General features: G+C 71.2%; 16 protein-coding genes and 2 pseudogenes. 8 read left to right on the forward strand and 10 right to left on the reverse strand.

The annotated features are described in order from the left end of the window. Positions 1–6 precede the first annotated feature (6 nt). Both ABD327_RS11490 and ABD327_RS11495 read right to left on the reverse strand, forming a co-directional pair. Complete coding sequence (locus ABD327_RS11490) at positions 7–12,945, reverse strand: hemopexin repeat-containing protein (protein ID WP_344450292.1); 12,939 nt, start codon at positions 12,943–12,945, stop codon at positions 7–9. A 622-nt stretch (positions 12,946–13,567) separates the two neighbouring features. Then, complete coding sequence (locus ABD327_RS11495; protein WP_344450293.1) at positions 13,568–13,912, reverse strand: hypothetical protein; 345 nt, start codon at positions 13,910–13,912, stop codon at positions 13,568–13,570. 485 nt (positions 13,913–14,397) lie between these two features. Here ABD327_RS11495 and ABD327_RS11500 point away from each other — a divergent pair, with 485 nt between their 5' ends. Next, positions 14,398–15,483, forward strand: coding sequence for a hypothetical protein (locus tag ABD327_RS11500; RefSeq protein ID WP_344450294.1), 1,086 nt, complete (start codon positions 14,398–14,400; stop codon positions 15,481–15,483). Positions 15,484–15,569: 86 nt separating this feature from the next. Here the strand turns inward: ABD327_RS11500 and ABD327_RS11505 are convergent, their stop codons facing one another. Next, positions 15,570–16,364 carry a hypothetical protein gene (locus ABD327_RS11505; protein WP_344450295.1) on the reverse strand — a complete coding sequence of 265 codons (795 nt, stop codon included), beginning with the start codon at positions 16,362–16,364 and terminating at the stop codon, positions 15,570–15,572. A 288-nt stretch (positions 16,365–16,652) separates the two neighbouring features. Between ABD327_RS11505 and ABD327_RS11510 the strand changes: the two genes are divergently transcribed. From ABD327_RS11510 to ABD327_RS11515, 3 genes and pseudogenes are all read left to right on the forward strand, one after another. Then, a complete protein-coding gene (locus tag ABD327_RS11510; RefSeq protein ID WP_344450296.1) occupies positions 16,653–17,471 on the forward strand; it encodes an NmrA family NAD(P)-binding protein in 819 nt (272 codons plus the stop codon). A 227-nt stretch (positions 17,472–17,698) separates the two neighbouring features. Next, positions 17,699–17,788, forward strand: a pseudogene (locus ABD327_RS37460) (hypothetical protein); the annotation flags it as partial. A gap of 7 nt (positions 17,789–17,795) precedes the next feature. Further along, positions 17,796–17,993: a hypothetical protein gene (locus tag ABD327_RS11515; RefSeq protein ID WP_344450297.1), complete on the forward strand. Its 198-nt coding sequence runs from the start codon at positions 17,796–17,798 to the stop codon at positions 17,991–17,993. 668 nt (positions 17,994–18,661) lie between these two features. Here ABD327_RS11515 and ABD327_RS11520 read toward each other — a convergent pair. Continuing rightward, positions 18,662–18,802, reverse strand: coding sequence for a hypothetical protein (locus ABD327_RS11520; protein WP_344450298.1), 141 nt, complete (start codon positions 18,800–18,802; stop codon positions 18,662–18,664). 12 nt (positions 18,803–18,814) lie between these two features. Between ABD327_RS11520 and ABD327_RS11525 the strand changes: the two genes are divergently transcribed. Further along, positions 18,815–19,480, forward strand: coding sequence for an STAS domain-containing protein (locus ABD327_RS11525; protein WP_344450299.1), 666 nt, complete (start codon positions 18,815–18,817; stop codon positions 19,478–19,480). Positions 19,481–19,508: 28 nt separating this feature from the next. Here ABD327_RS11525 and ABD327_RS11530 read toward each other — a convergent pair whose 3' ends face one another. The 6 genes from ABD327_RS11530 to ABD327_RS11555 all read right to left on the reverse strand — a co-directional run bounded on the left by ABD327_RS11530 (position 19,509) and on the right by ABD327_RS11555 (position 23,323). Further along, entirely contained in the window at positions 19,509–20,243 is a 735-nt protein-coding gene (locus ABD327_RS11530) for a GAF and ANTAR domain-containing protein (protein WP_344450300.1), read from the reverse strand. Positions 20,244–20,302: 59 nt separating this feature from the next. Then, positions 20,303–21,046: an ANTAR domain-containing protein gene (locus ABD327_RS11535; protein WP_344450301.1), complete on the reverse strand. Its 744-nt coding sequence runs from the start codon at positions 21,044–21,046 to the stop codon at positions 20,303–20,305. A gap of 152 nt (positions 21,047–21,198) precedes the next feature. Then, positions 21,199–21,390: a DUF397 domain-containing protein gene (locus tag ABD327_RS11540; RefSeq protein WP_344450302.1), complete on the reverse strand. Its 192-nt coding sequence runs from the start codon at positions 21,388–21,390 to the stop codon at positions 21,199–21,201. Then, on the reverse strand, positions 21,387–22,196 hold the full coding sequence (locus ABD327_RS11545) for a helix-turn-helix domain-containing protein (RefSeq protein WP_344450303.1): 810 nt from the start codon (positions 22,194–22,196) through the stop codon (positions 21,387–21,389). Before ABD327_RS11545 ends, ABD327_RS11540 begins: the two co-directional genes overlap by 4 nt. Before the next feature lie 172 nt (positions 22,197–22,368). Continuing rightward, a complete protein-coding gene (locus ABD327_RS11550; RefSeq protein WP_344450304.1) occupies positions 22,369–22,902 on the reverse strand; it encodes a hypothetical protein in 534 nt (177 codons plus the stop codon). Further along, complete coding sequence (locus ABD327_RS11555) at positions 22,895–23,323, reverse strand: hypothetical protein (RefSeq protein WP_344450305.1); 429 nt, start codon at positions 23,321–23,323, stop codon at positions 22,895–22,897. The genes ABD327_RS11550 and ABD327_RS11555 overlap by 8 nt, the downstream gene beginning before the upstream one ends. Before the next feature lie 171 nt (positions 23,324–23,494). On the opposite strand from ABD327_RS11555, the gene ABD327_RS11560 reads away from it, so the two are divergent. The 3 genes and pseudogenes from ABD327_RS11560 to ABD327_RS11570 all read left to right on the forward strand — a co-directional run. Continuing rightward, positions 23,495–24,694 carry a sensor histidine kinase gene (locus ABD327_RS11560; RefSeq protein WP_344450306.1) on the forward strand — a complete coding sequence of 400 codons (1,200 nt, stop codon included), beginning with the start codon at positions 23,495–23,497 and terminating at the stop codon, positions 24,692–24,694. Further along, a complete protein-coding gene (locus ABD327_RS11565; RefSeq protein ID WP_344450307.1) occupies positions 24,691–25,293 on the forward strand; it encodes a response regulator transcription factor in 603 nt (200 codons plus the stop codon). The genes ABD327_RS11560 and ABD327_RS11565 overlap by 4 nt, the downstream gene beginning before the upstream one ends. Before the next feature lie 90 nt (positions 25,294–25,383). Then, positions 25,384–26,160: pseudogene (locus ABD327_RS11570) on the forward strand (hypothetical protein); the annotation flags it as partial.

Consider the following 26,160-nt stretch of genomic DNA (forward strand, 5'->3'; position numbering starts at 1 on the left):
ACCTCGCTAGGCGGTGGCTCGGTACAGCAGGATCAGGGTCAGGCCGGTCAGGTCCTCGGCGGAACCGGACAGCGTCAGCCGCCACGGGGCGGACCCGGCGGTGAGCCCGGCGGGCCGCAGCAGCTGCCCTTCGACCAGGGTCTGGCGGGCGTCGCCGTCGAGCAGGAGCCGGGTCGTGGAGCCCGCGCCGTACAGCGCGGTGATCCCGGTGATCTGCCGTCCCGACATGCCGGGCAGCAGATCGGGCGTGACCCGCAGGTGCAGTTCGCCGGTCTCGTCGGTGCGCAGGTCCTCCCACTCGTCGGGGAAGACCGCCGCGACGTCGAGGGCGATGGCCGCCGGGTACGGCTTGAGCAGGCCGCGCACGGCCGTCGCGAACGTCTCGCCGCCGTCCTCGGCCGAGTACCGGACGGTGACGGTGACGTCCCGCAGCCCGGACGGCGGGCGGCGGGTCTCCAGCCGCCACCGCGAGACCGCGCCGGAGCCCTCGAACGGCAGGTACCGCGGGTCGTCGTACTTGACCTCGAACAGCCCGGAGTCCTCCCCGTCGGTCACCTCCGACAGGGCGATCCGCTGCCCCGGACGCCATTCGGAGCGCAGCGACGCCGGGGGCGCGCCGCGCGGGTCGAGCAGGTATCCGACGGCCTTGGGGTCGGGCGTCAGCACGGTCTTGTCGCTGAGCTGGGTGAGCGTGGCGTTGAGCTGCGTCGGCCCTTCGGCGGTCGCGAACGCGACGCTGATCGACTTGATCTGCCGCCGGTAGTGGCCGGGGAAGTCCCGGTCGAACAGGTCCTCGCTCAGCGCGAACTCGCACCGGCCCTCGGTCTGGAAGGCCAGCAGCGCGGCCGCGTCGAGCCGCAGCAGCGACACCCGCTTGGTGATCTCCATCCCGCGGGCGCCCGCCTCGGAGTAGGCGCTGTCGAGCCGCTCCAGGTCGAGGCCGAGCTGGTCGCCGGCGAGCAGGCCCTTGCGGCGCGAGTCCCAGTAGGCGGGCCGGATCAGGCCGGGGGCCCGTCCGCGTTCGGCTTCGAAGGCGCGTTCGGCGGCGCGGGCCATGTCGAACGCCAGCTGGTAGGTCTGGAAGTACAGGCCGGAGATCTGCCCGACCATCCAGCCGTACAGCTCGGCTCCGGCGAACTTGGTGGTCAGGAAGGTCTTCACCGCGTCCAGGTGGGCGGCCTCGCGCAGGTGGATCTCCAGGTCGCGGCGGGCCACGGCCACCTGGAGCTCGGCTCCGGCGATCTGGTGGCCGAGCTGGTCGACCTCGGCGCGGCCGGTGGCCAGCTGGAGGTCCCAGTCCTGCTTCTGACCCTCGAATTCGGCGATCACCCCGAGCAGCTCGCCGACCATGCTGAAGCCCTCGCCGAGCGAGGCGGAGATCTCCGCGGCCTCGCTGAGCGCCCCGCCGACCGACTCGCCGCCCGTGGTCGTGCCGGCGATGAACGGCCCGATGTGGGCCTGCGGCGCGGCGGTGGCGATCGCGGCGCCGATCTTCAGCCCGCCGGCGACGAACTGGCCGGTCGCGCCCAGCCCCATCATGACGAGCTGGGCGATCTGGAGCGGCGACATGCCTTCGGCGATCAGCCGGGTGTAGTGCTTGACGCGCGCGTCGGCGCCCGCCTTGGCGGCCCGCGCCTCCGCGAGACCCTCCTCGGCGATCTTGATCTGCTGCTCCTTGATCTGCCGGGTCAGGGCGTGCAGCTCGGCGTCCTGGCGGTTCTGGAGCAGGCCCAGCTCCTCGCCGTCGCGGCGTTCGATGGCGTCCAGCAGCGCTGAGCCGAGCTCGCGGACCCGTCCGGCCAGTTCCTTGGCGCGGGCGAGCACGATGTCGAACCGGTAGGCGGGGATCGGCGCGGCGAGCGCGGCGGTGACCTGGTCGGCCGACAGCCCGGCGGCGGCGCCGCGGACCAGCGCCATGACGTCCAGCGGCGGGTCGAACAGTGGCAGCGGCCGGCTGATCCCGAGGATGTCGAGGGACGCCCGGATCTTGGTCAGCCGGTCCTCCACACGCCTCCAGTACTCCAGGAACTGCGCGTTGCCCGGCACGTGGAAGTAGGGGTTGGCGACTCCGGCGTGGACGATGCCGCCGCCCTTGAGCAGGGTGCCGTCGGCGGTGAGGTGGGCGGTCTCGCCCGGCCCGTCGCCTTCGGTCAGCTCGTACGGCGCGGCGGCCGGGAGCAGCCCGGTGCCGAGGGTGGCGGGACGGCGGCCGAGCAGGTCGTAGGCGAAGATGTACAGCAGCCGCGCCTCGTCGACGCTCTCGGCGGTGTACTGCCGGAACAGCATGTCACCCCAGTCGAGCAGGTTGTCGATGTAGGCCATGACGACGCCGCGCCGGTAGCCGTCGGGGCGCAGCTCGGCGATGGCGTGCGGGTCGAACGGGTCGTCCAGGTAGGTCTGCAGGAGCGCGCGCCGGTCGCCCATGAGGTCGTACTGGCGGCGCAGCCGCCCGATCAGCGCGATCCGCTCGGCCAGCCCGGCGGTGCGCGCGTCCTGCGGCATCGCGGAGAGGGCCTCCTTGACCGGGTTGAGGCCGGTGTCGGCGAGGTCGGCGAGGCGGTCGCGTTCGGCGGCGGTCAGGTCGCGGGCCCGGCGGAACGCCGGGATCATCGGGTCGAGCGAGGCGAGGACCGGGGTGAGCCGGGCGGTGAGCGTGGCGTCGCCCAGCTCGGTGAGGTCGAGACGGCAGGCGGCGACCAGCGCGCCCGGGTCGACCGCGAGGAACGGCAGGAACCGCCACGGCCGTCCGTGCCGGGTGGGATCGAAGACGAACTCGTACCAGTGGCGGGCGTCCTCGAACCGCTGCGCCTCGTTCAGCGCCTGCGCGATGAGCACCGGCGCGTGGTGGAAGATCTCCCAGTAGTACAGGCCGTTGGCGCTGTCGAAGTCCAGGTGGGTGCTGACCGGGACGTGCGTGGCGACCTTCGGCTTCACCTGGATGGTGGTCGCGTCGGACGTCGTGGAGCTGAACGAGGGAAGCTCGTCGAGCTCCTGGGTCGGCTGGGCGAGCAGCGCGTCGACGCCGCCGGTGAGCAGCCGCCGGTTCAGCTCGGCGGCGGTGCTGGACGTCAGCCGGACGATCTCGATGGGCAGCGTCGCGGTCTCGTACGGACGCGCGGTGGCGTCCGCTGTCGGAGAGGTGACATAGCCGGAGCGCAGGAACAGGAACAGCGCGCTGTCGGTCGACATGGCGCCGGTGAGGTCGGCGGGGAACCCGGTCGGCAGGCCCCGCCAGTTCGCCGTGTACGACAGGAGCGAGACCGCGGTGCCGGGCTCGAAGTCCCGTCCCACCGGCGCGTACCCGGCGGTGCTGAGCAGGTAGCGCTGGTCGCCGCGGGTGATGACGCCGTTGAGCGGCTGCGCGACGGGCTTGGGGTATCCGGCGTCGACGAACCGGGGCACCGACCCGTCGGACGCCAGCGTGTACCGGACGTACTGCTGCGCACCCGCCAGGAACAGCTTCCCGTCGGAGATGCAGGCCGCGGCGATCTTGCCCTCGGTGGTGAACGCGTTGGCGGCGCGGCCCAGCTCCCAGGTCTGCCGGGGCGCCTCGTCCTGGCCGCCGCCGCGCGCCGAGAAGGTGCCGCGCGCGTTGTCGAAGGTGAACAGGCCATCGCCGAGGGTGAGCGACGGGCCGGTCGGCTCCTGCACCGGGACGCCGTCATCGTTGTCGGTGAGGGGCTTGGGGTAGCCGGCTCCGGCGGTCAGGTCGGCCAGGAGCCGGACATACTGGCCGTCTCCCACGACGTAGGCGCGTCCACCGGAGACCACGGCCCGGGTGATCGGGGTGCGCGCGGGCAGCCGCCAGTTGGCGTCGACCGGCTTGACGTTGGTCAGCGACCCGGATGTCACGTACCCGTCGAGGGCGCGGGAGTAGAAGACCTCGGTGCCGTTGGGCGCGGTGAAGGCCACGTCGACCTTGTCCCAGCGGGGTAGGTTCTCGGTGTTGGTCGCCAGCTTCTTGGGGTAGCCGGCTTCCAGCTGGCTCCCGCCGAACAGGTAGTCCTGGTAGCGGTAGTACTCGTCGCCGCAGAAGAGGAACACCTTGTCGCCGCGGATGAGGACGGCGTCGACGGCGGCCGAGGTCCCCAGGTTGTTGGCGGCGTACCCGAACCGGTCGTAGGTCTTCTGCCGGACCTGCCCGGACGTCGGCCGTCCCGGACCGGCCTGGGCGTACAGGCCCGAGGCGGAGTCGAAGACGTACAGGGTGCCGTCGGGGAGCTGGAATCCGGCGTCGACCTGGCTCCAGGTGGTGGGCAGCCGGTCGACGTTGCCCTTGTAGGGCAGCACCTGCGGCGCGTCGGACGGCGCGTCGACGGGCCGGACCAGGAAGCTGCCGCCCTTGTGGTCGACGCTGCACCACGGGCCGTCCTGGCTGTCGGCGGGCGCGTTGAAGCGGACCACCCCGGCCAGGTCGATGGGCGTCGGCTCTGCGAACACGCGCGACAGGTCGACCGGGCGCGGCGGCGCGATCGTCTTGGTCGCGGGCCGCGAGGTCAGCTCCGGGGTCAGGCTGAACGCGGCGGTGATCGGGACGGCGGCGGTGCCGGTGCCGACGGTGTAGTCGCAGCGCACCACGATCGAGTCGTGCACGTCGCCGCCGGGCACCGTCCGCGACGCCTGCACGTACAGGCTCACCCCGCTGATCGGCCCGTTGCGCACGGCGTCGGAGTCCAGCAGCTGCGCCGGGAGCCAATCGCCGTTCAGGTTCAGGTACGAGTAGTAGACGCTGACCTTGTAGCTCGGCGGTTCGGCGGTGACCTCCTGCTTGCCGCCGGACTCCTGGGTGGTGATGGTGGTCTTGCTCTGGTCCTCCTTGGGCACCGCGGACACGACCGGCCAGAACACGAAGACCCGGCCGAAGGCGTGCACCGGGTCCACCCGGTCCGCGGTGATCTGGGTGTCGACCTTCAGCCACGGCCGCCACGTCGCCGACAGCTTGTCGCCCTCGCGGAACTCGGCGGTCCGGTAGTAGTAGCGGCGCGGGTCGGTCCTGGTCCGGCCGAACAGCACCAGGCGGCGCACGCCGGTCGCGGCGCCCTCGACCGGGTAGACGTAGCCGCCCGCGATGGTGAGCCGGGACACCTCGGTGTACTCGTCCAGGTAGCGCTTGTAGGCGCCCTGGACGGTCACCGCGGTGATCTCGCGCTGGAGCAGGTCGTCCTGCAGGGCCTGGAACGCCGGGGTCTTGCGGTCGCGCAGCTCGGGCCGCAGGTAGTTCTCCGGGTACAGGAAGACCTTCCGGTTGCCCTCCCAGACCCGGTAGGTGCGCATCCACTTCCACCAGGTGCGCAGCCGTGCCTTGACCTGGACGGGGTCGACCCCGGCGGGCAGGTCGGCGCGCTCCAGGTCGAGCAGGTAGCGCTGGACGTACAGCTGGGTCGCGGCGATCGCCTCGCGGACCCGCGAGGTGGTGCCCGCGGGGCCCATGTCGACGTCGATGAGGTACTTCTCGTACAGGTCGCGGGACTTGCCGTGGACCGGGGTGAGCGCGGCGACGAGGGCGTCGCGGCGGCGGGTGTTGAGCCGGTCCCGGAGCCGGGCCGACACGATCTTCCATTCGGCCGGGGCCGAGCGGCGGCGCAGGATGTCGTTGAGCGCGGTCGCGGCGGCGTCCTGGTCGCGGACGGGGCCGTAGAGCTTGGCCCAGACCTTCTCGTAGAGCTCGGCCGGGCCGCTGCCGATCCGCCCGGTGACCTTGAACAGGCTCGCGAGGGACAGCAGGAACTCGATCTCGAACAGGTCTTCCTCGCGGGTGTCGGGCCGCAGCAGCGCGATGTGCCGGCGGGCCCAGCGGACCTCCTCCAGCGGCCAGCCGAACCGGTCGGCGAGGTGCGCGTACGGGTCCTCGGCCCCGGCCAGCAGGAACGCCGCGAGCCCGTCGGGGCGGGTGCGGCACAGCTCGGCGAAGCCCGCGATGACGTGCACGTCGCCGAGCCGGTAGTCGGCGCCGCCCGTCCAGCGGTGCGCGAACGCCTGCGGGAAGGTCCGGTCCACGGCCCGGCCGGGCCCCGAGTACCGGACGTACCGGTCGCCCTTGGTCAGGTAGACGCGGCCGTCCAGGGTGAACGCGCCGTCGATCCCGGCCTCGAAGTCCGGCGGCAGGTCGCCCCAGTCGTCGGCGATGGTGCGCGGGTAGCCGAGTTCGGCGGTGTCCAGTGCGCCGGTCGCGGGGTAGCGGACGTACTGGCCGCCGCGGAAGGCGTACAGCTCGCCGCCGCGGCCGGTGAACGCGGCGTCCAGGGCGCCCGGCTCGAACGCGTTGCCGTTCTTGCCCCACACGCCCGCGAGCGGCGTGACCACTCCCCCGGCCAGGTGGGCGCGGCCCTTGAACAGGTGGACGGTGCCATCGGTCGCGGCGAACGCGGCGTCCAGGCCGTCCTGGAACTCCGGCGGCAGCGGCGGCAGGCCGAGTTCGGCGGCGAGCGCCGACAGGGGGCGCGGGTAGCCGTCGTCGGCGCGGCTGCGGTCGGTGCCGGAGTAGCGGACGTACTGGTCGCCGGAGAACAGGTAGGTGCGGCCGCCGGCGACGAGGGTCGCGTCGACCCGGCCGGACGTCGCGAGGTTGTCGCGGGTCCGGCCGAGCCCGGCGAGATCGATCGTGCCGGTCGGCTCGGGCGACACGGTGTGGCAGACCCCGCCGCTGATCAGGTGGATGGTGCGGTCGTTGCCGACGACCGCGTCGAGCGGGGCGGTCAGCGCCGCGTCGAAGGTGTCCGGCAGGTGGCCGAACGGCGGCTCCTTGCGCAGCTCACCGATGATCGTCTTGGGGTAGCCGGGGTCGATGTGCCGGTAGGTGGTGCCGGTGTAGCGGACGTACCGGGTGCCGGAGAACAGGTAGGTGTACCGGCCCTTCCAGACGAACGCGGCGTCGACCGCGGCGCCCGGCGGCAGGAACGGGTTGGGCGAGCGGCCCCACCGGTCCCGGACGGGCGTGCGGGCGTCGAACACCTCGCCGGTCAGGGAGGCGAAGGTGTCGTCGAAGAAGAAGTGGATCGTGCCGTCGGCGGCGCGGAACGCCGAGCGCAGGCCATCGGGGGCGCCGGGCTCGCCGGCGGCACGGCCGAAACCGGGGTACAGCCGCTCGATCGGACGGACCCGCGACCAGCTGCCGGAGCCGCTGCGGGACACGCACGACTCGCCCGCCAGCAAGGTCAGGGTGTCGCCGCCGGACAGCACCGCGGACGGGAACGGGAAGTCCTCGGGCGCCTGATGGAAGGCGGCGTCCGCGAGTTCGGGGTGGCCGGGGTCGGGGGCGTCGTAGGCGGTACCGGAGTAGACCAGGTAGCGGCGGCGTCCGGCCGCGTCGGGGCGCTCGAACAGATAGGTGCGGTCGCCGTGCACGTAGGCGAGGGCGACGCTGGTCAGGCCCGCCCAGCTGTCGGCGATCGGCCGCGGGTCGCCGTCGATGGCCGTCCCGCCGTCGGCGGCGTACACCACGAACTGGTCGCCGGAGAACAGGTAGGTGCGACCGTCGCGGCCCACGAACGCCGCGTCGACCGCGCCGGTCTCGTACAGGTTGTTGCGGGGCCGTCCCCATTCCTGCTCGGCCGGGTAGGGGCGGCCGAGCTGGGTGTTGAAGCAGGTCGCGCCCTGGAACAGGTAGATGTTGCCGTCGGCGCCGGTCAGGACCGAGTCCAGGCCGGTGTGGAACCGGTCCGGGACGCCGCGCAGCGCGCGGGGCCGGAACGGGGCCGCGGTGACGGTGCGGCCTTCCAGCGCCGACAGCCGCACCCAGCCCGCCGCGGTCGCCGCCACCAGCGTGCCGTCCTGGATGAACGCGCAGGTCAGGTCGCGGATCGGGAGGTCGTCGTAGCGGCGGTAGGTGGTGCCGGACACCGCGTGGCAGCGTCCGCCGGAGAACAGGTAGGCGGTGCGCCGGTCGGAGTAGGCGGCGTCGATCCTCCCGAACCCGGCGGGCAGTCCGGCCAGGCCCGGCTCGGTGCGCAGGGCGGACAGCGGACGCGGGTAACCGGGGTCCACCGTCGCGGGCGTCGCGGTGCCGGTGTGGGTGTAGCGGACGTACTGGTCACCGGAGAACAGGTAAGCGCTGGTCCGGGTCCTGTCCACCCCGTCGATCTTCTCGACGGCGTCCAGCACGAACGCCGCGTCGACCTTTCCGGTGCGGGCCAGGGTGTTGGACACCCGCCCCCACAGGCTGGAGATCTTCTCCGGGTAGCCGTCGTCGACCTGGGTGTAGTCGTCGGTGGAGTACCGCACGTACCGGTCGCCGGAGAAGACGTAGGTGCGGCCGTCGACGCCGACGAACGCCGCGTCGATCCGGGCGAAGGGGATGCTGTCCCACCGCTCGCGCAGCGCCATCGGCTCCGACCACCAGCGGTGCCGGGCGTCGAAGCAGACGAACCGGTCGCCGGAGAACAGGTAGGTGCGTCCGTCACGGCCGGTGAACACCGCGTCGACCGGACCCAGCTCCATGTGGGCCGGCATGTTCCACCAGTTGTCCGACAGCGGCTTGGGAAACCCGGCGTCGGGGGTGCGGTAGTCGCGGGTGGAGTACCGGACGTAGAAGCGCGAACCGTCGCCGGACGCCTTCAGCCGCAGGCCCTCCAGCCGGACCGTGAGGGTGATGCCCTCCTCGGTGGCCATGACCCAGTCACCGGCGTTGCGGCGGACCTCGCGCAAGGTGAGGCCGTGCCCGGCGAGCAGGTTGCGCAGCCGCGGGGTGGCGCGGCCCGCGTCCAGGTCGGCGCGGCTGTCGGCGGGCAGGTCGAACAGGTGGCCGCCGATGCCGAACAGGTAGGTGTGGCCGTCCAGCACGAACGACGCCTCGACCTTGGTCAGGCCGCCCCAGTCACCGGCGATGGAGCGCGGGTGGCCCGGGTCGGCGACCGAGTAGTCGCCGGTGGAGTACCGCAGGTAGGTGGAGCCGCTGAACAGGTAGGTCTTGCCGTCGAGGCCGGTGAACGCGGCGTCCACGATCCCGCCGGACAGCGGCGCGGGCAGCACGCCCCAGCGGTCGGCGACCGCGACGGAGGTCGCGCCCGGACCGGTCAGCGCGACGGTCCGGCCGTCCTTGAACAGGTGCACGACGCCGTCCGGGGCGGTGAACGCGGCCTCGACTCCCGTCTCGAACTGCGGCGGGACCCCGGCGGGACGGACGGTGCCCTCGTCGGCCAGGACGCCCGGGTTCTCGATGCTGTCGGAGTAGCCGAGCCACCTGCCGCCCGCCAGGAGCCGGGCCGTGGCGCCCTCGACGTAGGCGGCGTCGACGCCGGTCAGGCCGGTCGGGGCGGGCGCCGTCCCCCAGCCCTGGGCGGTGGGCGCCGTCCCGGCGGTGGTGTGCTCGACGCCGCCGGTGAACACATGGATGAGGCCGTCGCGGTCCTGGAAGCAGGCGTCCAGGGGGGTGGTCGGCACCGGACCGGGCATGCCCTCGTGCCGCCACCAGTCGGCGACCGGGCGCGGGTAACCCTCGTCGGCGGTGGCCAGGCCGCTGGAGTAGCGGACGTACTGGTCGCCGGCGAACAGGAAGGTGTGCCCGTCGGCGTCGGTGTAGGCGCTGTCGATCCGGGCCGGATCGGTGAAAGCGCTCTTGACCTTGCCGAAGGTCTGGGTGCGCGGCACCCACGCGGTGCCCCCCTTGTCGCGGGTGAAGACGGAGGAGGTGCCCGCGGCGTCGCGGCCGACCAGCCATTCGACGCCGCCGGGACGGACGAACGCCGCGTCGATCGAGGTCAGCGCGGCGAACCGGGGCGACAGGTCGGTGAGCGGGCGGCGTCCGGTCCCGGTGGGCTCGTGAGTGGCGGCCGAGTATGTCCAGTAGCCGTTGCCCGCGAACAGGTACAGCAGGCCGTCGCCGCCTTCCAGCAGGGCGTCGAAGCGGTCCACGCCCTGCGGCAGGGTCAGCGGCTCGGGGAACTTGCCGGTCAGGTCCTGGTCGGCGAAGACCGCGCGGACCTCGTCCGGGGTCAGGCCGAGCTTGGCGGCCAGCGCCGCGAACCGGCGGATCCGCCGGACCGCCAGGCGCACCCAGGCGTCCGCGGGCGGCTCCACCAGGTCCAGGGCCGGGACGGACAGCAGCGCGCGAGCCTGCGCGGGGCCGCCGGTGACACACTGCGCGATGGCCTCGGCGACGGCGGCGGGCACGCCGAGCACGTCGGCGAGGCAGGAGTACAGGGTGGTGTTCTGGCGGCCGACCAGGGCGGTGAGCCGGTCGGTGAGCTCGGTGACGGCCGCCGTCAGCGCGAGGGCGGCCGTGTGCAGCAGGAAGAACACCTTGCGGGCGTGGTCGGGGGCGCCGGGCAGGGTGAACGCCAGGGAGTTGTCGGGGTTGGCGAAGTAGCCGAGGCGGTCGCGGGTGACGGCCAGGCGCGGGGTGAGATCGCCTTCCTTGACCAGGTGCGCGATCACCTGGTCGCGGCCCGCCTCGTCCAGGCCCAGGGCGTCCAGGGCGGAGGGGGCGACGCGGTAGGGGGCCTCATCGCGCAGCACCTGGACGATCCGGGCGAAAACCGCGTCCTGGTCGGGGGCTAGGAAGCCCGGGCCGAGCCAGACGGTGCCCTCGGGATCGGCGAACTCGTCGGCGTCCAGGACCCGGCCACCGGACAGGTGGACGCCGTCCATCGCGGTGAACGCGCGGCGGGCGGCGAGCCCGTCGGCGAGGTCGGCGAAGTCGTCCGAGCTGAAGGTCGTCAGCTCGGCGCGGTGCGCGGCGATCTTGGCTTGGAGGATCCCGAGCAGCTCGGCGCGGATCGGCGCGAACTCGGCCGCCAGCCCGAAGTCGGCGAGCGGCAGGGTCAGCAGCGCGGCCTGGTCGGTGAAGCGGCCCTCGGCGTCGAGGTGGCCGTTGAAGTGCAGGCTCTCCAGCAGCCGGGTCGTCTGTGCGGGGGTCAGCCACAGCTCGGCGAGGGCGGCGGGCTCCAGGCGCAGCGCGTCGTCGCGGAAGTCGGCCGAGCGCTCGGCGAACAGCGCGCCGAGCGGACCGGCCGCGTCGGCGAGATCGGCGTTGACCTCGAAGTGGGCGATGTTCCGGGCGTCCAGGAAGAAGTCCGGCTCCACGAGGGTGCCGTGCTCCTCGATGTAGCCGATGTACCAGAGGTTGTCGTACAGCTCGGCGCGGGCGGCGTCGCTCAGCTCGCCGAACGCGGCGAGGTCGGACGGCCGGAACACCGCCGTCCCGTTGATGGTCGCGCCGATCGCCTTGAAGACGGCCTCGCGGTGCGCGGAGAAGTCCCCGGCCAGCTCCGCCGGGCCGAGGGCGGTGGTCTCGGCCGCGAGGGCGCCGTCGGCGTGCAGAACCCCGCGGAACACGAGATTGCGGAAGATCTTGTTCTGGAGGCGCTCGCCGAGGCCCAGCCCCTCGAAGTCCGAAGCGAAGATCACGCCCAGGTCGGTGACGGCCCGGTAGGCGGCGCCGCGTGCGGCCTCGGCGTCCAGCTCGAGGGCGCGGCTGCCGACGGACGGGACGACGCCGGGGTGGCAGGCGACCAGCACGTCATGGACGACCTGCGCCGCACGCTCACCGAACCGGTCCGACACCAGCGCGGACGGCTCCAGCGCCACCTGGTCGAGCTCCTCGCCGAGCCGCTTGAACAGCGCGATCCGTCCGGAATCGTCGGTCTCGGGACGTCCGCCGAGGATCTTGGCGAGCTCCGCGCCGTCGAACCCGGCGCGCCCCGTCCAGCCGGCGATCGCGAACAGCACCTGCGCCAGCCAGAGCACTGTCTGCGGCGGGCCGCCGCGCAGCACCGCGTGCAGGTCGCGGGTCTGCGGGCCCGGCTCGCCCAGCACCGCGAAGGTCGAGTACCGCTGGAGCGACGGGTCGCCCTCGATCGCGACCAGCAGGTCAAACAGCTCCCCGGCGGAGATGCCCAGGGCCCGCGCCAGCAGGCCGCACCGCCGGATCAGGGTGATCTCGGGGAGCTCCACCCGGCCGCCGTCGAACGGTCCGGGTTCGTTGGCGGAGTAGCGCTGCCGGTAGCGGCGGACGATCTCCACGATGTCGGGTTCGGCGACGTCGATCAGCGCGGCCAGGCGGAACCGGTAGTCGCGGTTCGCGGGCGTCAGGATGTCGCCGGTGGCCGTCTCGACGACCACGCCCTCGGCCGGTTTCCACGGCAGGATCAGGCCGCAGACGTCCGGGACGGTCATGCCGTGCAGCCGGACCAGGCGGACCGCACCGGCGACGGCCCGCAGGGCGGGGAGGTCGAGGCGTCCGGCGGCGAAGGTGGTCAGGACCGTGTCGGCGTCGGTGAGGGTCAGGCCGGTCTTACGGGTCAGCCGGATCAGCCGGTGGGTGCGGTCGAGCCACGCGATCAGCGAGCCCGGCCCGGCCGGGGCCGCCAGGCGGGTCTCCTCGGGGTTCAGCCGCACCTCGGTGCGGAGCTTCACCAGCTCGCGCAGGGCCGCCTCGTCCAGGCCGGTCGCCTCGAGGAGGCGGCGGGCGTCCAGGAGGGCGTCGAAGTTCTCGCCGGCGATCAGCCCGTAGCGTTTGGCCAGCTCGGGCTCAGGGACCGCCTCGGTGGTCAGCACCGTGACGTCCTCGGCCGACAGGCCCAGGTACTCGCGGGCGGCGATGTCGTGATCGACGCGCGCGGCGAACAGCCGGTAGAACTCCTCCGGGGTGACTTTCAGTTCGTCGAGATGCGCGCGGAGCCGTTCGTTCCGGACCGAGAACGGCAGCCCGAACGGGTGGACCCGGGTACGGAGCGTCTCGTAGGGATCGGGGCCGACGAGGCGTTCGAGCACTTCATTGACGATGTCCAGGTAGGCGGTCTCGCCGAAGGTGTTCTTCTCGTCCAGGACGATCCGTTTGAGATCCGGCCTGCGTTCCAGCAGGCCCGGACGGTCGAATGTGCCTTCCAGCAGGCCCAGCAGCTCGACGAAGTACGCCGCCGGAGAAGTCACCGCCCTCGCGTCCTGCCCCTCCACGAACCGCGACTCCCCGAACAGCTCGGCGTACTCGGGCAACGAGTTCTTAGCCACGGCGGCATCCCCACTTCGTGATCCAGAAACGGCGCCTCATGTTCGCTGAGCGGCAGCAAATTCAGATACTTACTCGAAGGGCACAAAACTCAGGCGAGTATTATTTGCGCACCAAAATCACGATCCCCGGGGCCGGGCCACGAAATACCCCTGTAACACGACACCAGACGCCGCACGCTGGGCGTTCTTCCAGTTCAGCGGGCGTCATCCGACCGCAACGGCCGTTCGTCCGCTTGGACCGAAAACGTGGTGGCCCGCCTTTGCCCGGGGCGCGACGCGCGGAAGCCGGGCCGGGACCGATCGGATCCTCCGCTTCACCCGAATCCATGGGACGGTACGCTTTCCACGAATCGGTAGCGGCCGGGAATCGGCGTCAAAGCTTGCGGCGCGCTCATCCGTGCGACCCTTCGTCGAAGGCATCGGCTCGTGGCGTCCGGCCGCAATTCGACGTACAGAGATCATCTCAACACGAGAATCTCTCGATCTACGGACAGGCGATCCGGGGAATTCGTCCCAGGGCTTTCTCCGGCCGCATCCGGCCGCATCCGCGGAGGCGGGCTGGTTCCCTCCGCATACAGAAACCGGCCCGCCCGATCTCGATCGAATGAGCCGCCGCACAAGGTCATGGCGCCGGTTCCCCGTTCCCGGCCGGTACGCGGGCAAGGACGCGGCGCAGCGGCGCGCCGAACGGCACGCCCGCCTCCTCGAGGCGGGCCTCGATCTCTTCGGCGGCGACCAGGGCCACCGCGGCACCCGACTGGCCGACGTCTGCACCCACGCGGGCCTGTCCAGCCGCCAGTTCTACGAGCAGTACCAGGCCCTCGAGGATCTCCTCGCCGAACTCCACCTCATGGTCAACGACCTCGCCCACCAAGCGGTCCTCGACCCAGGTCTCCTCTGCATGGGCCGGCGCGGGCACGGCGAGGAGAGCCGCGGACGCGAGGATGAAGACCGCAAGAATGCGCATGGACGCAGAGTCGCATCGCGAGGACCGGTGAATCTTCTCCCGGCAAGCACAAAACGCGCCGCACGCTGTTGTGGATCTGGACGGATCAGGCCTTCTGTCAACTCTTCCGTTGGAAAGCGCAAGACCTGTGACCTGGAAAACCAAAGGTCTTCGGGAAAAGCCCCGCTCAGGCGATCGCGGACCTCTTCCCGGACCTCGGTCCGGCCCTCCTGGATGATCGGTGCCAGGCAGTGCTCACGTATGGCTCGGTGGCGTGAGGCATCCGGGCACATGAGAACACCGATCACGCGAACGGGCCAGACCAGCGCCTGGGGATCGAAGATTCCCGAAGCAACGGTCAGACCTTCGAGGAGATATCGCCAGGTCGCATGGGCAGCGATTCCTATCGGTTCGGTGTGCTCCGTGATACCTACCTCCGTTATGTTCTTCGAGGTCCTGCAAGGGGGGCCGCCGGCCTTCGGGCCCGGCATGACGTAAGGATCCCGATGAAGCCGCTCCTCCCGCTCGTCCTCGTTGCGGCGCTCGTGCCCGGCGCTCCCGCCCACGCCGCTCCGGCGTCGCCGTTCAAGGTGCTCAGGAAAGTAGACGGGGTGGCGAGCCGGGTCGTCATGACCGGTGCGAAGTCGGGATTCGCCTTCTTCATCGGGAGTGAGCCCGCGCGGCCGATCGCCTACCGGTGGGACGGCGGGAAGTGGCGGCCGTCTCCGCTGCCGGGCGGGTTCGACGGCGCGGTCAACCTCGCGGTCGAGGCCGCGGCTTCGGGGCCCGACAACGTGTGGGCGGTGCGGTCGTCGGTGGTGAGCACGACAGAAGGCGACGGCCCCGCCCGTAGCGGGCTGATCCGCTGGAACGGGAGCCGCTGGGTGAAGGGCCGCGCCTTTCCCGGGGTGCTGCTCGAACAGATCGCGGTACTGGGCCCCAAGAACGTCTGGGTCTTCGGTACAGACCTCAGGGCGAAGAAGGACAAGGCCTGGCACTACGACGGCCGCTCCTGGCGCGCGCGGGCCACCGCGGGGCAGGAGCCCGGCTATCTGAAAGTCAGGTCGGGCGCGGGCCGCATCTGGGCGATCGACTGGTTCGCCGGCCGCAGCCTGTTCCAGTGGACGGGCGCCCGCTGGAAGTCCGTCAAGATCCCGCTGCCCGGCGGCGCGTCCCGCTGGAAGACGACGTCCCTGGACGTCCAGGGACGTCGTGTCACCGTCGCGTTCTCCTCGCAGCGGTGGACCGAGGAGGGACTCCCCCTCAAGGGCGAAAGCCGCATCGCCTCCTGGAACGGCCGCCGATGGCAGGTCGAGAAGCCCGGCCCCGCCCGCGGCAAGATCCTGCAGATGGCCGTCCCGGACGGCCGCGGCGGCATGTGGGCCCTGGGAGCCGGCCCCTCCGCCCTCGACGAGAAGGAACGCCTCTACCACCGCACCGCCAAGGGCGGCTGGAAGACCCGGGTCCTCCCCTTCGGAAACCTCAACATCGCTCCCCAGGACCTGACCCGTCTCCCCGGCTCCACCCGCCTGATCGGCGTCGCGGGCACCTACCTCGTCCACGAGTACGGCCGGATCATCACCACCCGCTGACCTGCCGCGACCGGCGCCGGTGTTCCGTCGGGACGTCCTTCACCTCGCCGGTCGCCGGAGGCTACGTCCGCACGGCGGCGCACCGCTCAGAGGTCCTCCAGGGTCTGGGTCTCGTCGTCGGACGGCTCGATCTCCTGCTTGTCGTAGCAGGGGGTCTGGCCGCCCTTTCCGGGGCCTTCCTCGATGAGGAAGGCGCCTGTCCCCTCTTCGGGCTCGATTCCGGGCGCGGAGGTGAGCCGGCCGCCGAAGCGCACCTCCCAGTGGATGTGGTGGAGGAACACCAGCTCGTTCCCGTCCGCCTTGTAGGCGACCAGCCACGTCCAGAACTCCTTGGTCCCACCGCAGGTCCGCGGGATCCAACCCTGCAGCCGGGGATGCTCCTCGCCCTGGTAGGCCGGGTGCCAGAAGCCGAGGTTCGGGTCGTCGCCCATCTCTGTCTCGGCCCACTCGCCCGGGGTCAGAGAGCAGGGGCCCTCGTACCAGATCTCACCGTAGTCGCCGTCGCGCTTGGCCTCCTCCACCGAGGTGATCAGCTTGACGGAGGCGTCCTCGCTCTGAGGAGAGCGGTAGACGACCCAGAACCGGCAGGGGCGGACCGTCTGGATCCATCCGAGCTCCCAGCCCTCGTCCAGGGCCGTCCGCGCCGTCGCCGAGAACTTGACCTCGTGGCAGGCCACCTGCCAGGGCGGGTCGTTCTTGCCGTCTTTGAACTGGTCGGTGACGTACAGGCCGGTCGGGAACCGGGTCGTGACGGGCCCTACCTCGAACCGCCCCTCGTTGTCCCGCTCGACGACCGGAAGCACCCCCGGGGCGTCGGACTCGTCCTCTGACTCCCCGCTGCCCTGAAGGGGGATGTTCGGCAGGAACGGCTGGTCTGTCATACCGGGGCCTCCATGGCGTCGTCGGCCGCGGACACGAGGCCTCGCTCTCCGCGGAACGCACTCATGCCAGCACATAAGAGGAAGCACGCCACAGAACCGCACACGACACATTCGTGTTCGCTCGCGCTCGACCGCGGCCCCGTCCCCGTCCCCGTCCCCGTCCCCGTCCCCGTCCCCGTCCCCGGAAGCTTGAGGAACATCTCTGGGAACTCCGAACGAGCCGCAATTGACTTCAAGTGGACTTTAAGTTCTAACGTCGTGGCGATATCCGACGAGGAAGGGAACGCCATGACGATCCTGGTCACCGGAGCCGCTGGGAACGTGGGCCGCCATGTGGTCGCAGAGCTGCTCCGCGAAGGTCACAGGGTCCGGGTCCTGACCCGTGATCCCGCGAAGGCCAGGCTGCCTCACGGCGTGGAGGTGGCGGTCGGGGATCTCGCGGTCCCCGACAGCCTGGCGCCTGCACTGGAGGGCGTGACCGCCTTGCACCTGATCACCTTTGACGGCGGGGACGGCGCCCCGCTGCGCACCGGTCCGCGGATCGCCCGGCTGGCCGCCGAGGCGGGCGTCCGGCAGGTGACGGTGTTGTGGGGCGGCGAGCCGGGCCCGGTCGAGGCGGCCGTGGCGGCCGAGGGGCCGGCGTGGACCGTCCTCCAGCCGCAGGAGTTCATGTCCAACGCCCTCGCCTGGACCGACTCCATCAGAAGCGAGGGCGTGGTGCGCGAGCCGTTCGGCGCCACCCGCAGCAACATGATCCATGAGGCCGACATCGGCGCCGTGGCCGCCAGGACGCTGACCGAGGACGGCCACGCCGGCAGGGAGTACGTGCTGACCGGGCCCGAGACCCTGGACATGCCGCAGAAGGTGGCGGTTCTGGGACAGGCCCTGGGCCGCGACATCCGGTTCGTGGAGCTGACCGAACAGCAGGCCCGCGAGCGGATGCGCTGGGCGGGCGCCTCCCAGGAGGCCGTCGACCACGTCATCGGCTGGTACGCCGACCCGCCCAAGGAGGCGTACACGATGACGGACACCGTCGAGCGAATCCTCGGACGCCCCGCCCGGACCTTCGCACAATGGGCGCAGGAGAACGCCGAAGCCTTCCGCTGACCGCCCTGCGGTGTTCCGGTCGACAACGCGGTGGCGTCCGCAGGCCGACCGCTGAACGGCCCTGAACGAATCGGCTACGCGGGGCGTAACAAGGGAGGGTCTCATAAGGCGGTGCCTCTGACGTTCCCCTCGCATTCAGCGATCGTGCTGCCCGTGAAGATGCGGTGGCCCCGCCGGTTCGACGGGTCGCGCTCGTCGTCGGGTCGGCGGCGCCCGACCTGCCCTACGTGCTGGGCAAGCCGCTGCTCACCTACGGGCACACCTGGGCGGGCCTCGCGGTGTGGGGCGTGCCGCTGAGCGTGGTCGCGGCGCTGCTCGTACGGCGTGCGGCACCCGCCGTCGCCGCGCATCTGCCGGGCCGGCTGCGGGACTACGGCGGCCGGGAGCATCGCTTCGGCACTGCTTCCCAGCGGCGACGTCCCGGTCGTCCTCATCATCCGGGTGCTGGGCGTGTTCGCGGTCGCGGCCCTGACGGCGGCCCTGACCGTCGAACTCGCCGGGTCGCGCGCGAAGACGGATTGAACCCGGGCCCCTCTAGGTTCCGTGGTCGCACAATCGGCCAGATGGGCCCGTGTACCGAGTCATAGGATCCGCGAAGCCGTGAGCGAATACGCGATTCGGCGGACGACCAGGGTTCAAGCATCCATCGTCGAGCAGGTGAAGCCGGTCGGCGGCACAGGTCCGTCACAGCCTCCGTACAAGCCGGAGCGCTTCGGTCACCGATCGCGAAGAAGGGCGTACCCGCGCTGGAGTGGTCACGGTTGTCACATCTGTCCGCCGCAAGTGAGAACAACTCTCGGCGGGGTTCCCTCGTGGCCTGGCCGAGCGTAACCTGAGCGCAGAGTTCATCTCCTTCTCGGGCCGCGGCCTGGAAGTCTGCTGATCTTGTCGCTCCGGCCCCTGGCGGCGTTCACACAATGTTCGCCAGCGGATCGTCGTGAGGAGTTCGACATGAGTCAGCCTCCCTTTGTCCCCCCGGTCGTGTCTTCGTCCTGTGATGTGTCTCCCTGTCGTGGCGGTGAGGTCCCGGATGGGGGCGAGGACACCTTCGTGTCCGGGCATGGTCCGGCCCCTCTGGGGCTGCTCCTGTTGATCGAGGCCCTGGCGAGTGCCGGTCCGGTGGCGCAGGCGCCAGCCGGGGCCGGGGGTTGAGCATGGACGGGCCGCACACCGACGTGGAGGGAACACGGTCAGGTGACGGTGCCGCCTGGCAGGGTGAGGAGCATGGTCCTCACCCGGATCCGGTGGGGAAGGGCGGCCCGGACCGGGCTGCCGGCGACCCTGCGGCGGAGCTCATCAGGCGGTTGTTCTCGGCGGGTCTGGATCTGCATCTGGTCCTGGGCGTGATCGACCATCCTGCGGCTGCGCTGCGGCTGCGCCGGGCGATCGCGACGGTGGACGCCGCGATCGCCGACGTCCAGGCGGCGGTCCTGCACGGGTCGGCGCTCCTGACGGAGCAGGCCGCCATGACCGGCGGAACCCCACCTGGGCCATCGGCCGGTGAGCGCCCTGCTCCGGTCTCTTCCCGGGGCGGGGATGTGCGGATCCCCGATCAGTCCCGTGGCCGGGCGGCCGGTGGCGGAGGGTCGGCAGGGAAGGGTGGTTGCGGGACGGCGCTGACGGTCACCGCCGGTGGTCTGGGCTCCTACGCTCTGGTGTCCCTGACAGGGGAGATCGACGCGTCCAACAGCGGCTGGCTGGGCGGGTGGTTGTCGGCCGCCGTCGACGCCGCCGCCTGCGGAGTCGCGGTGGACCTGGCCGGGGTGGGGTTCTGCGATGCCAGCGGAATCGGTGTCCTGATCGGCGCGCTGAAACGATGCCGGGGCCGCGGGGTCGGCTGGGAGGCGGCCGGGGCGCATGACCGAGTCGCCCGGGTCTTTCACCTGACCGGGGTGGACCAGGTCCTGTCCCTGCACCCCGATCTGGACGGGTTGCTGGCCGCCCTCACAGCCCGGGCCGGGCCCGCTCCGGAACCAGTGCTGCCCGGGGCCGCTCCCACCGTCGCCTGACCAGGTCACCTTGTCCGGACCGGGGCGGTCAGGACGGCGGGCGGGTGCGGGCGGATTCGTGCAGGAGGATGTCGCCGTTGATGACGCCGGTGGCGACGTCGGTGAGTTTGCGGTTGTTGTTACGGGCGTAAGCGCGCATCGCGGCGAACGCCTCCTCCACCGACCCGCTGCCGCGCTCGGCCAGCATGCCCTTGGCCTGCTCGATCAGGACCCGGGTGTTGAGCGCGATCTGGAGCTGCTGGGACAGCAGCGCCTGCTCACGGGCGGCCCGCTCGCCGATCAGCCCGATCGTGGCGACATCGGCGAACGCCTGCCCCAACGTCGCGGTACTCGCGTCCAGACCGCCGGGGGCGGTGCCGAACAGGTTCAGCGCGCCGATGACCTGGTCACGCAACCGCATCGGCAGGGCGTGCACCGCGGCGAAACCGCGCTCGTGAGCGGCCGCGGCGAACCTCGGCCACCGGCCGGTCTCAGCGGCCAGGTCCGGGACGGCGACCAGAGTTCCGGTGGCGTAGGCGTCCAGGCAGGGACCCTGTTCGGCCTCGAGCTGGAACAGCTCCAGCAGCCGGGACTGCTCGCTGGAGGCGGCCACCAGCTGCAGGCGGTCGGCCTGGTCGGTGAGCAGGAGCCCGGCCGCGTCGACCTCCAGCACCTGCACGCACCGCTCGGTGAGCAGGTGCAGGAACTCGATCACGTCGAAATCGGCCACCAGGGTGTCGGCCAGCTCGACGAACACCTGGGCCAGAAGCTCTTCACGCGGCATGGTCGGTCTCACTTCTCTGAAAGCTCGGGCCCTGGGCGTGCGCGCAGGACGGTGGTAGGTCAGGTGTCTGCATGAAAACCGGCCGGATCTTCAGGGCCGAACCGCAGATCCCGGGACAGGACCCGGCGGGCGATGTCGGCCACCTCCACACCGTCGGTGAACGCCCGTGCCCGCAACCGCACGAACGCCACATCCAAGCCCGCATCCAGCTGTACCGCGACCATCCCGATCGCCTGATAGACCTCCGCCCGCATCTCACCCAGCTCCCCGAACGGCTGGACCTCCGATGAGCCCGGGCCGCGGTGGGCGGAGTGGAGCATCACCTCCAGGGCGGCGTCGGCGAAGGTGAGCGCGTCGGCGAGCTGCTCGGTCGACAGCAGGCCGGCCTTGGCCCGGTACAGGTCCAGGGTGCCCAGCCGGATCGCCCCGGCCTGCAACGGGAACGCGAACACCGCGCACGCCCCGGCGGCCACCGCGGCCGGGGCGAAGAACGGCCATCGGGCCGCGGTGTCCGCCGACTCCAGGTCCTCGGCCAGGGACGCGCCGCCGTACGTCCAGGCGTCAACACCCGGACCCTCGCCCAGGGAGAACTGCAGTTCCTCCACACCGGCGGCGATCTCGTCGGTGGCGAACACCAAAGCCTGGGCGCCGGTCCCGGTCGACAGCGACAGCGCCGCCCCGTCCGCCCCCACCGCCTTGCCGGCCGCCCAGCACACGTGCTCGGCGGCCACCGGCCTCCCGGCGGCGCACCCGGTGATCAGCGCCCACGCGCGCGCTGCCCGGTCTCCGCCCTTGGTCGCCACCCGGCGATCACCACCTCACCACCCGAAGGCGGTCATCGCGCACCACGTTCCCGTCACCCCACCCTCCCACCCCGGCGACCAGCTACCGCAGTAAACAGCGCATTCGCCGCGACAGGGGAACGAGAAGCCGTCACCGGCGGGCGGGCCGCGGCCTAACGAACGCGAAGCCCGCGAGCGAACACGCTGAACGCGGCCCGCCCGAACACCAGCTTCGGCCCCTCCGGGTCCTTGGAGTCCCGCACCGCGATCGCGGTAGGGGATCCAGAGATTTCGACGCAGTTGTCTCCAGAAGCACCGCTGTGGGAACTCTTGCGCCAAGCCGACGGGAGATCGAATTCGCTCACGCGTCCTCCATGATCGTTTGGACCAGGTGCCTGGTCTCCTCCACCGACAGCGCGATGGTTCTGATCACGTTGAAGAGTACGTCAAGCCCTCGCACCTCCTCAGCGCGGACGAACATCTGACCGTGCCCGTTCGCCCCCTCCACATAGGCGATGTCCGCGCTGTCCGCGAAGCTCAGGACCTGGAAGCCGCTCGGTTCGAAGACGTGCGTACCCGCAGGAACGATCTGGACGAAGACCTTCTGCCACGACATCAGGTCAAGGAGCTTCTTGCACTGGTCCGTTCGGACCTCTGCCGGCAGGTCCCGGATCACCGCCTCCCTGATCGCCAGGAAGATCACTGGAGGATCGGCCTTCTCGTACAGCTTCTGGCGCCCCATCCGGATGGACAACAGGTCTTCGAGCTTCTCCTGATGAAAGCCCGTGCTGAGCACCCGCCGCGCGTACTCTTCGCTCTGGAAGATTCCGGGGATCAGCAGCGGTTCATAGATACCGATCTGCACGGCTTCCTGCTCGGCGTCGATCAGAGGTCGGAAAGCGCTGGGGATCAGTCTTTGCCTACGCGCTTCCGCCATCTGTTCCCACAGGCGGTGGAACGTCCCGCCCGTCGTCCAGAAGGTGTCGAGATCTTCAGCCAATCCCTCAGAGGGCGCCTTGTCGCAGTTCTCCACCTTCGCCAGCCACTGAGGCGTGCAGCCCAGCGCCTCCGCCAGTCTGCAGCGGGACAGCCCCGCGGCCTCCCTCCGAGCGCGCATCTCGACGACGAACGACTTCTGGGGCCCGACCACTTCACCGCGCTGGTTCGCCATCAGCTGCTCCCCTGTGCCAGGCCCGCCGACTCGGACTCCGCCGAGTTCGAGAGGGATCCTACGTAAAGGTGTTCGACTCACGACACACAGTAATCACGGCCTGTGACAGTCGTCTTGGATTCCCCGAGACACGTTCCCGAAGGTGCCTGTTCTGGAGCGCCCCGGGAGCCGGTCAAGGCAGGATCGCGAGCTGGATCCCGACCAGGATGTCGATGACGCAGCACCACTTCGCGTAGGAGCGGGAGACCACCGCGTCCTTCTTGAGGTGCACGAAGTCCCAGATTCCGTGGAGGAACCAGCCTGCGGCGATCAGGTAGCGGCCCAGGTCGGGCTCCGCCAGCAGGCCGGCCAGGGCCAGCGCGCCGAAGGCGAGCATTCCGAGCGCCTGCGCGCGGAAGACGCGGGAGTCGCGGAGTTCTCCGTCGAAGACGCTCCAGACGAGTACGGCCAACGCCGCTCCGGAGAAAACGACGGACGGAGGCACCGCGTCGAGTGCCCGCAGCAGCACGTAGGAGCAGGTGACGATCAGGAGCACCGGCCACGTCGCCTTGCGCCGTCCCACCTTGGCCGTGATGAGGTAGACCAGGGGCAGCAGGAGGAGGACGTCGGCCAGGACCCTCCAGCCCGAGGAGTCGTCGGTCGGCATGGACACTCCCATGACGATGGCCAGGGGGAAGGGCCAGAGCCGGAGTATGCGCTCAGACATGGGCGGGGCCTCCGTACTCCTCGCGGCGGCGGAGCATGACCAGGAGCATGAGCGGGAGCATCAGCACGTGCTCCAGGAGCATGACCGCGTCTCCCGAGAGCACGCTCAACCACAGGAACGGGAGCAGGACGAGGGCCGGGACGATCATGGAGGCGGCCATCTCGGCGGTGGCGGGCCAGCCGTGACCGCGGTAGCGCATCCAGAGCGTCATGCCCGCCGTCATGTCGAAGGCCATCTCCAGGACGAGCAGGTCGGGGCGCCCCGCGGGGAACTCCAGTCCGGCGAGCGCGAGGCCGCCGCGGATGAGCGCTCCGAAGACGACCATGCCGACGAGCATCGCGGCGATCATCTCCAGATAGTGGCGGAAGAAGTGCCGCCAGCCGCCCGTGTGGTGACGGTGGCCTGTGTCGGTTCGTGCCATTGCTGCCCTCCTGGGCTGGGTGGGTGATGGGTCCAGACTGCGGCACGGCCGACACGCGCAGTAGTGACGGAAGCGGACGTGGTGGCGTGGAACTGTCACGACCTCTCATGACATTTGTCATCAGCCGACCGACGGCCCCCACACGCCGTGCGGGAAAGGGACAATGGCCGGATGCGTGACGAGCCGATGGAGCACGGGAGCGGGCTGGGCGGCTTCCGCCGTTACACGTGGTGGAGCCTCACCGGGACCCTCGTGTTCTTCCTCGTGCTCTCCGTCGGCGGCCGGATCCCGGACCCGGACGTGCCGGGCTGGGCCAGGGCGCTCAGCGCCGTCGCTCTCGTCGTGCTCATCGCGGCGATCGTCGTGCTGCTCCGCCGCCGGCTGTCCCTCGTGCCCGAGGGCGTGCAGGCCGTCCGCCCGCCGGTCGGGTGGCTCGCGGCAGGCTGCGCGGCGGCGGGCGTGCTCGGGGCGATCGCGCCGGTCATCCACGGGCAACGGCTGTGGTCGTTGGCTCCGGCGATGATGGTGTCGGTCGCGGCGACGTTCCTGCCTCCTCCGAAACGGCGCATGCTGGTCGCCGCCGCGGTGGTCGCGGCCGCCGTCCTCGGCGGCGTCGTCGGCTTCGTCTCCGGCGGCGCGCAGTGGCCGTCCGCCGTCGCCGAGCCGGTCGGGCTGGTCGCGTTCACCTCGTGGACGACGCTGGGCATGCTGTGGGGCTGGGACGTGGCCGAACGGCTGAACGCCGCCGGGCGGCTGGCCGCCGAGCTCGCCGTCAAGGAGGAGCGGTTGAGGTTCGCCTCCGATCTCCACGACATCCAGGGCCATCACCTCCAGGTCATCGCCCTCAAGAGCGAGCTCGCGGCACGGCTGGTGGAGGCGGATCCGTCACGGGCCGCCGCGGAGATGCGGGAGGTGCAGCAGCTGTCCACCGACGCGCTCCGCGACACCCGCGCCGTGGCGCAGGGGTACCGGCGCACGACGCTGGAGGAGGAGATCGCCAACGCGGCCAAGGTGCTGGCATCCGCCGAGATCCGGACGAGCGTCGACCGCGATTCCGGCACCGACGTGCGGAACCTGTCCGAGACCGGACGGCACCTGCTGGGGCTGGTGATGCGCGAGGCGACCACCAACGTGCTGCGCCACAGCAGGGCGGGCCGCGCCCGCATCGCCTACCGAGTCGAGGACGGCCGTGCTCTGCTGCGCGTCGGCAACGACGGTGCGACCGGCTCCGCGTCACAGAGGACGGGCACGGGCCTGCCCGTCCTGGCGGAGCGCCTGCGGAACGCCGAGGGAACGCTCGAATGGCGGAACGAGGACGGCTGGTTCGAGGTCGTCGCATCGCTGCCGACCGGCACAGCGGGGGCGAAATGATCCGGCTGCTGATCGCCGACGACGAGGACCTCCTGCGCAGCGCTTTGGCGGCGCTGCTGGCGCTGGAGGAGGATCTGGACGTGGTCGCCGAGGCGTCGACGTCCACGGACGCGGTGCGGCTGGCGCGCGAGCACCGGCCCGACATCGCCGTGCTCGACCTGGAGATGCCGCCGACCGACGGGCTGCGCGCCGCAGAAGAGATCCGCTCCGACGCGCAGGTCAGGATCGTCCTGGTGACCCGACACGCGCGCCCCGGTGTGCTCCGCCGCGCCCTCGCCGCGGGCGTCAGCGGCTTCGTGCCCAAGACCACGTCCGCGGCGAGACTGGCCGAGATCATCCGCGACGTCGCCGCCGGACGGCGCTACGTCGACCCCGACATCGCCGCCTCCGCGCTGACCGAGGACGACTGCCCGCTCACAGACCGGGAGCTGGAGGTCCTGCGCGTGTCGCGGACGGGCGCGTCGGTCAACGAGATCGCCGGGCACGTCCACCTGGCCCCCGGCACGGTGCGCAACTACCTTTCGTCGGCCATGGCCAAGCTGGGCGCGGGTTCACGCCACGCCGCGGCCCACCGGGCCTGGGAGGAGGGCTGGATCTGACGCCTCCGGCAAAGCGTCCGGCAGAGCCACTCGAACGAGGGCGGTCCAGAAGCGCTGAGGCCTCTCGGACCGTGCCTAGAATGCTGCGACATGGCCGAATTCACGCAGGTTCTCAAGCGCTGGAGTGAAGCCGCTGACATCGCGGTCGCGGACGAGCCGACGGCCCGGCGAATCGCGGAGATCTTCATCGAGCGGGGCTACACCCGGGTCCTGCTCGCCCCTTGCACCTACCGCGGCCGCTGGGGCGATGAACCGGGCCGGCGCGTCCTGGCGTGGGACGACGGGCCGTATCCCGATGACGACGTCGAGTGGTGGACGGCCGAGGAGCACCGGTTCGTCGCGCGGCTGAAGGACGCCTACGGCGTCCGCCATCCGAGTCCGCCGGAACTCGGCTCCCTCGACGGGCTGCTCGTCGACCGGACGGCAGAGGACGTGCGGGAGTCCCGCCTGGCGTCCTTCGCCCATACCCCGCCCCGAGCCCGGAGCGCCGTGGTTCCCCGGCTGCTGGACCAAGGGCCCCCGTCTCCGTCAGGCGAGGGAGAGCCGATCACGCTCACCGGGCTGGACGACGTCGACTGGTCCGCGCTTGACCACGCATACGGCTCCGCAGACGACACGCCTGAGATCCTCCGGGCGCTGGCCGCAAACGATGAGGGCTGGTCAGAGGCCACGTACGAGTACTTCAGCGCCATCGTGCACCAGGGCACCGTGTACTCGGCGACGGAGCGCACCATCCCGTTCCTGGTGCAGATCGCGCTTTCGCCGAGCCTCCTCCCCGAACGCCGCCTCGAACTCCTCCGGGACCTCCTCTACATCGCCTCCCAGAACACCTGGGCGCTCTCCGAGGCCGACGGCGACGGCCCGGGA

It is taken from the genome of Actinocorallia aurantiaca (genome assembly GCF_039533685.1).
Lineage (GTDB): Bacteria > Actinomycetota > Actinomycetes > Streptosporangiales > Streptosporangiaceae > Actinocorallia > Actinocorallia aurantiaca.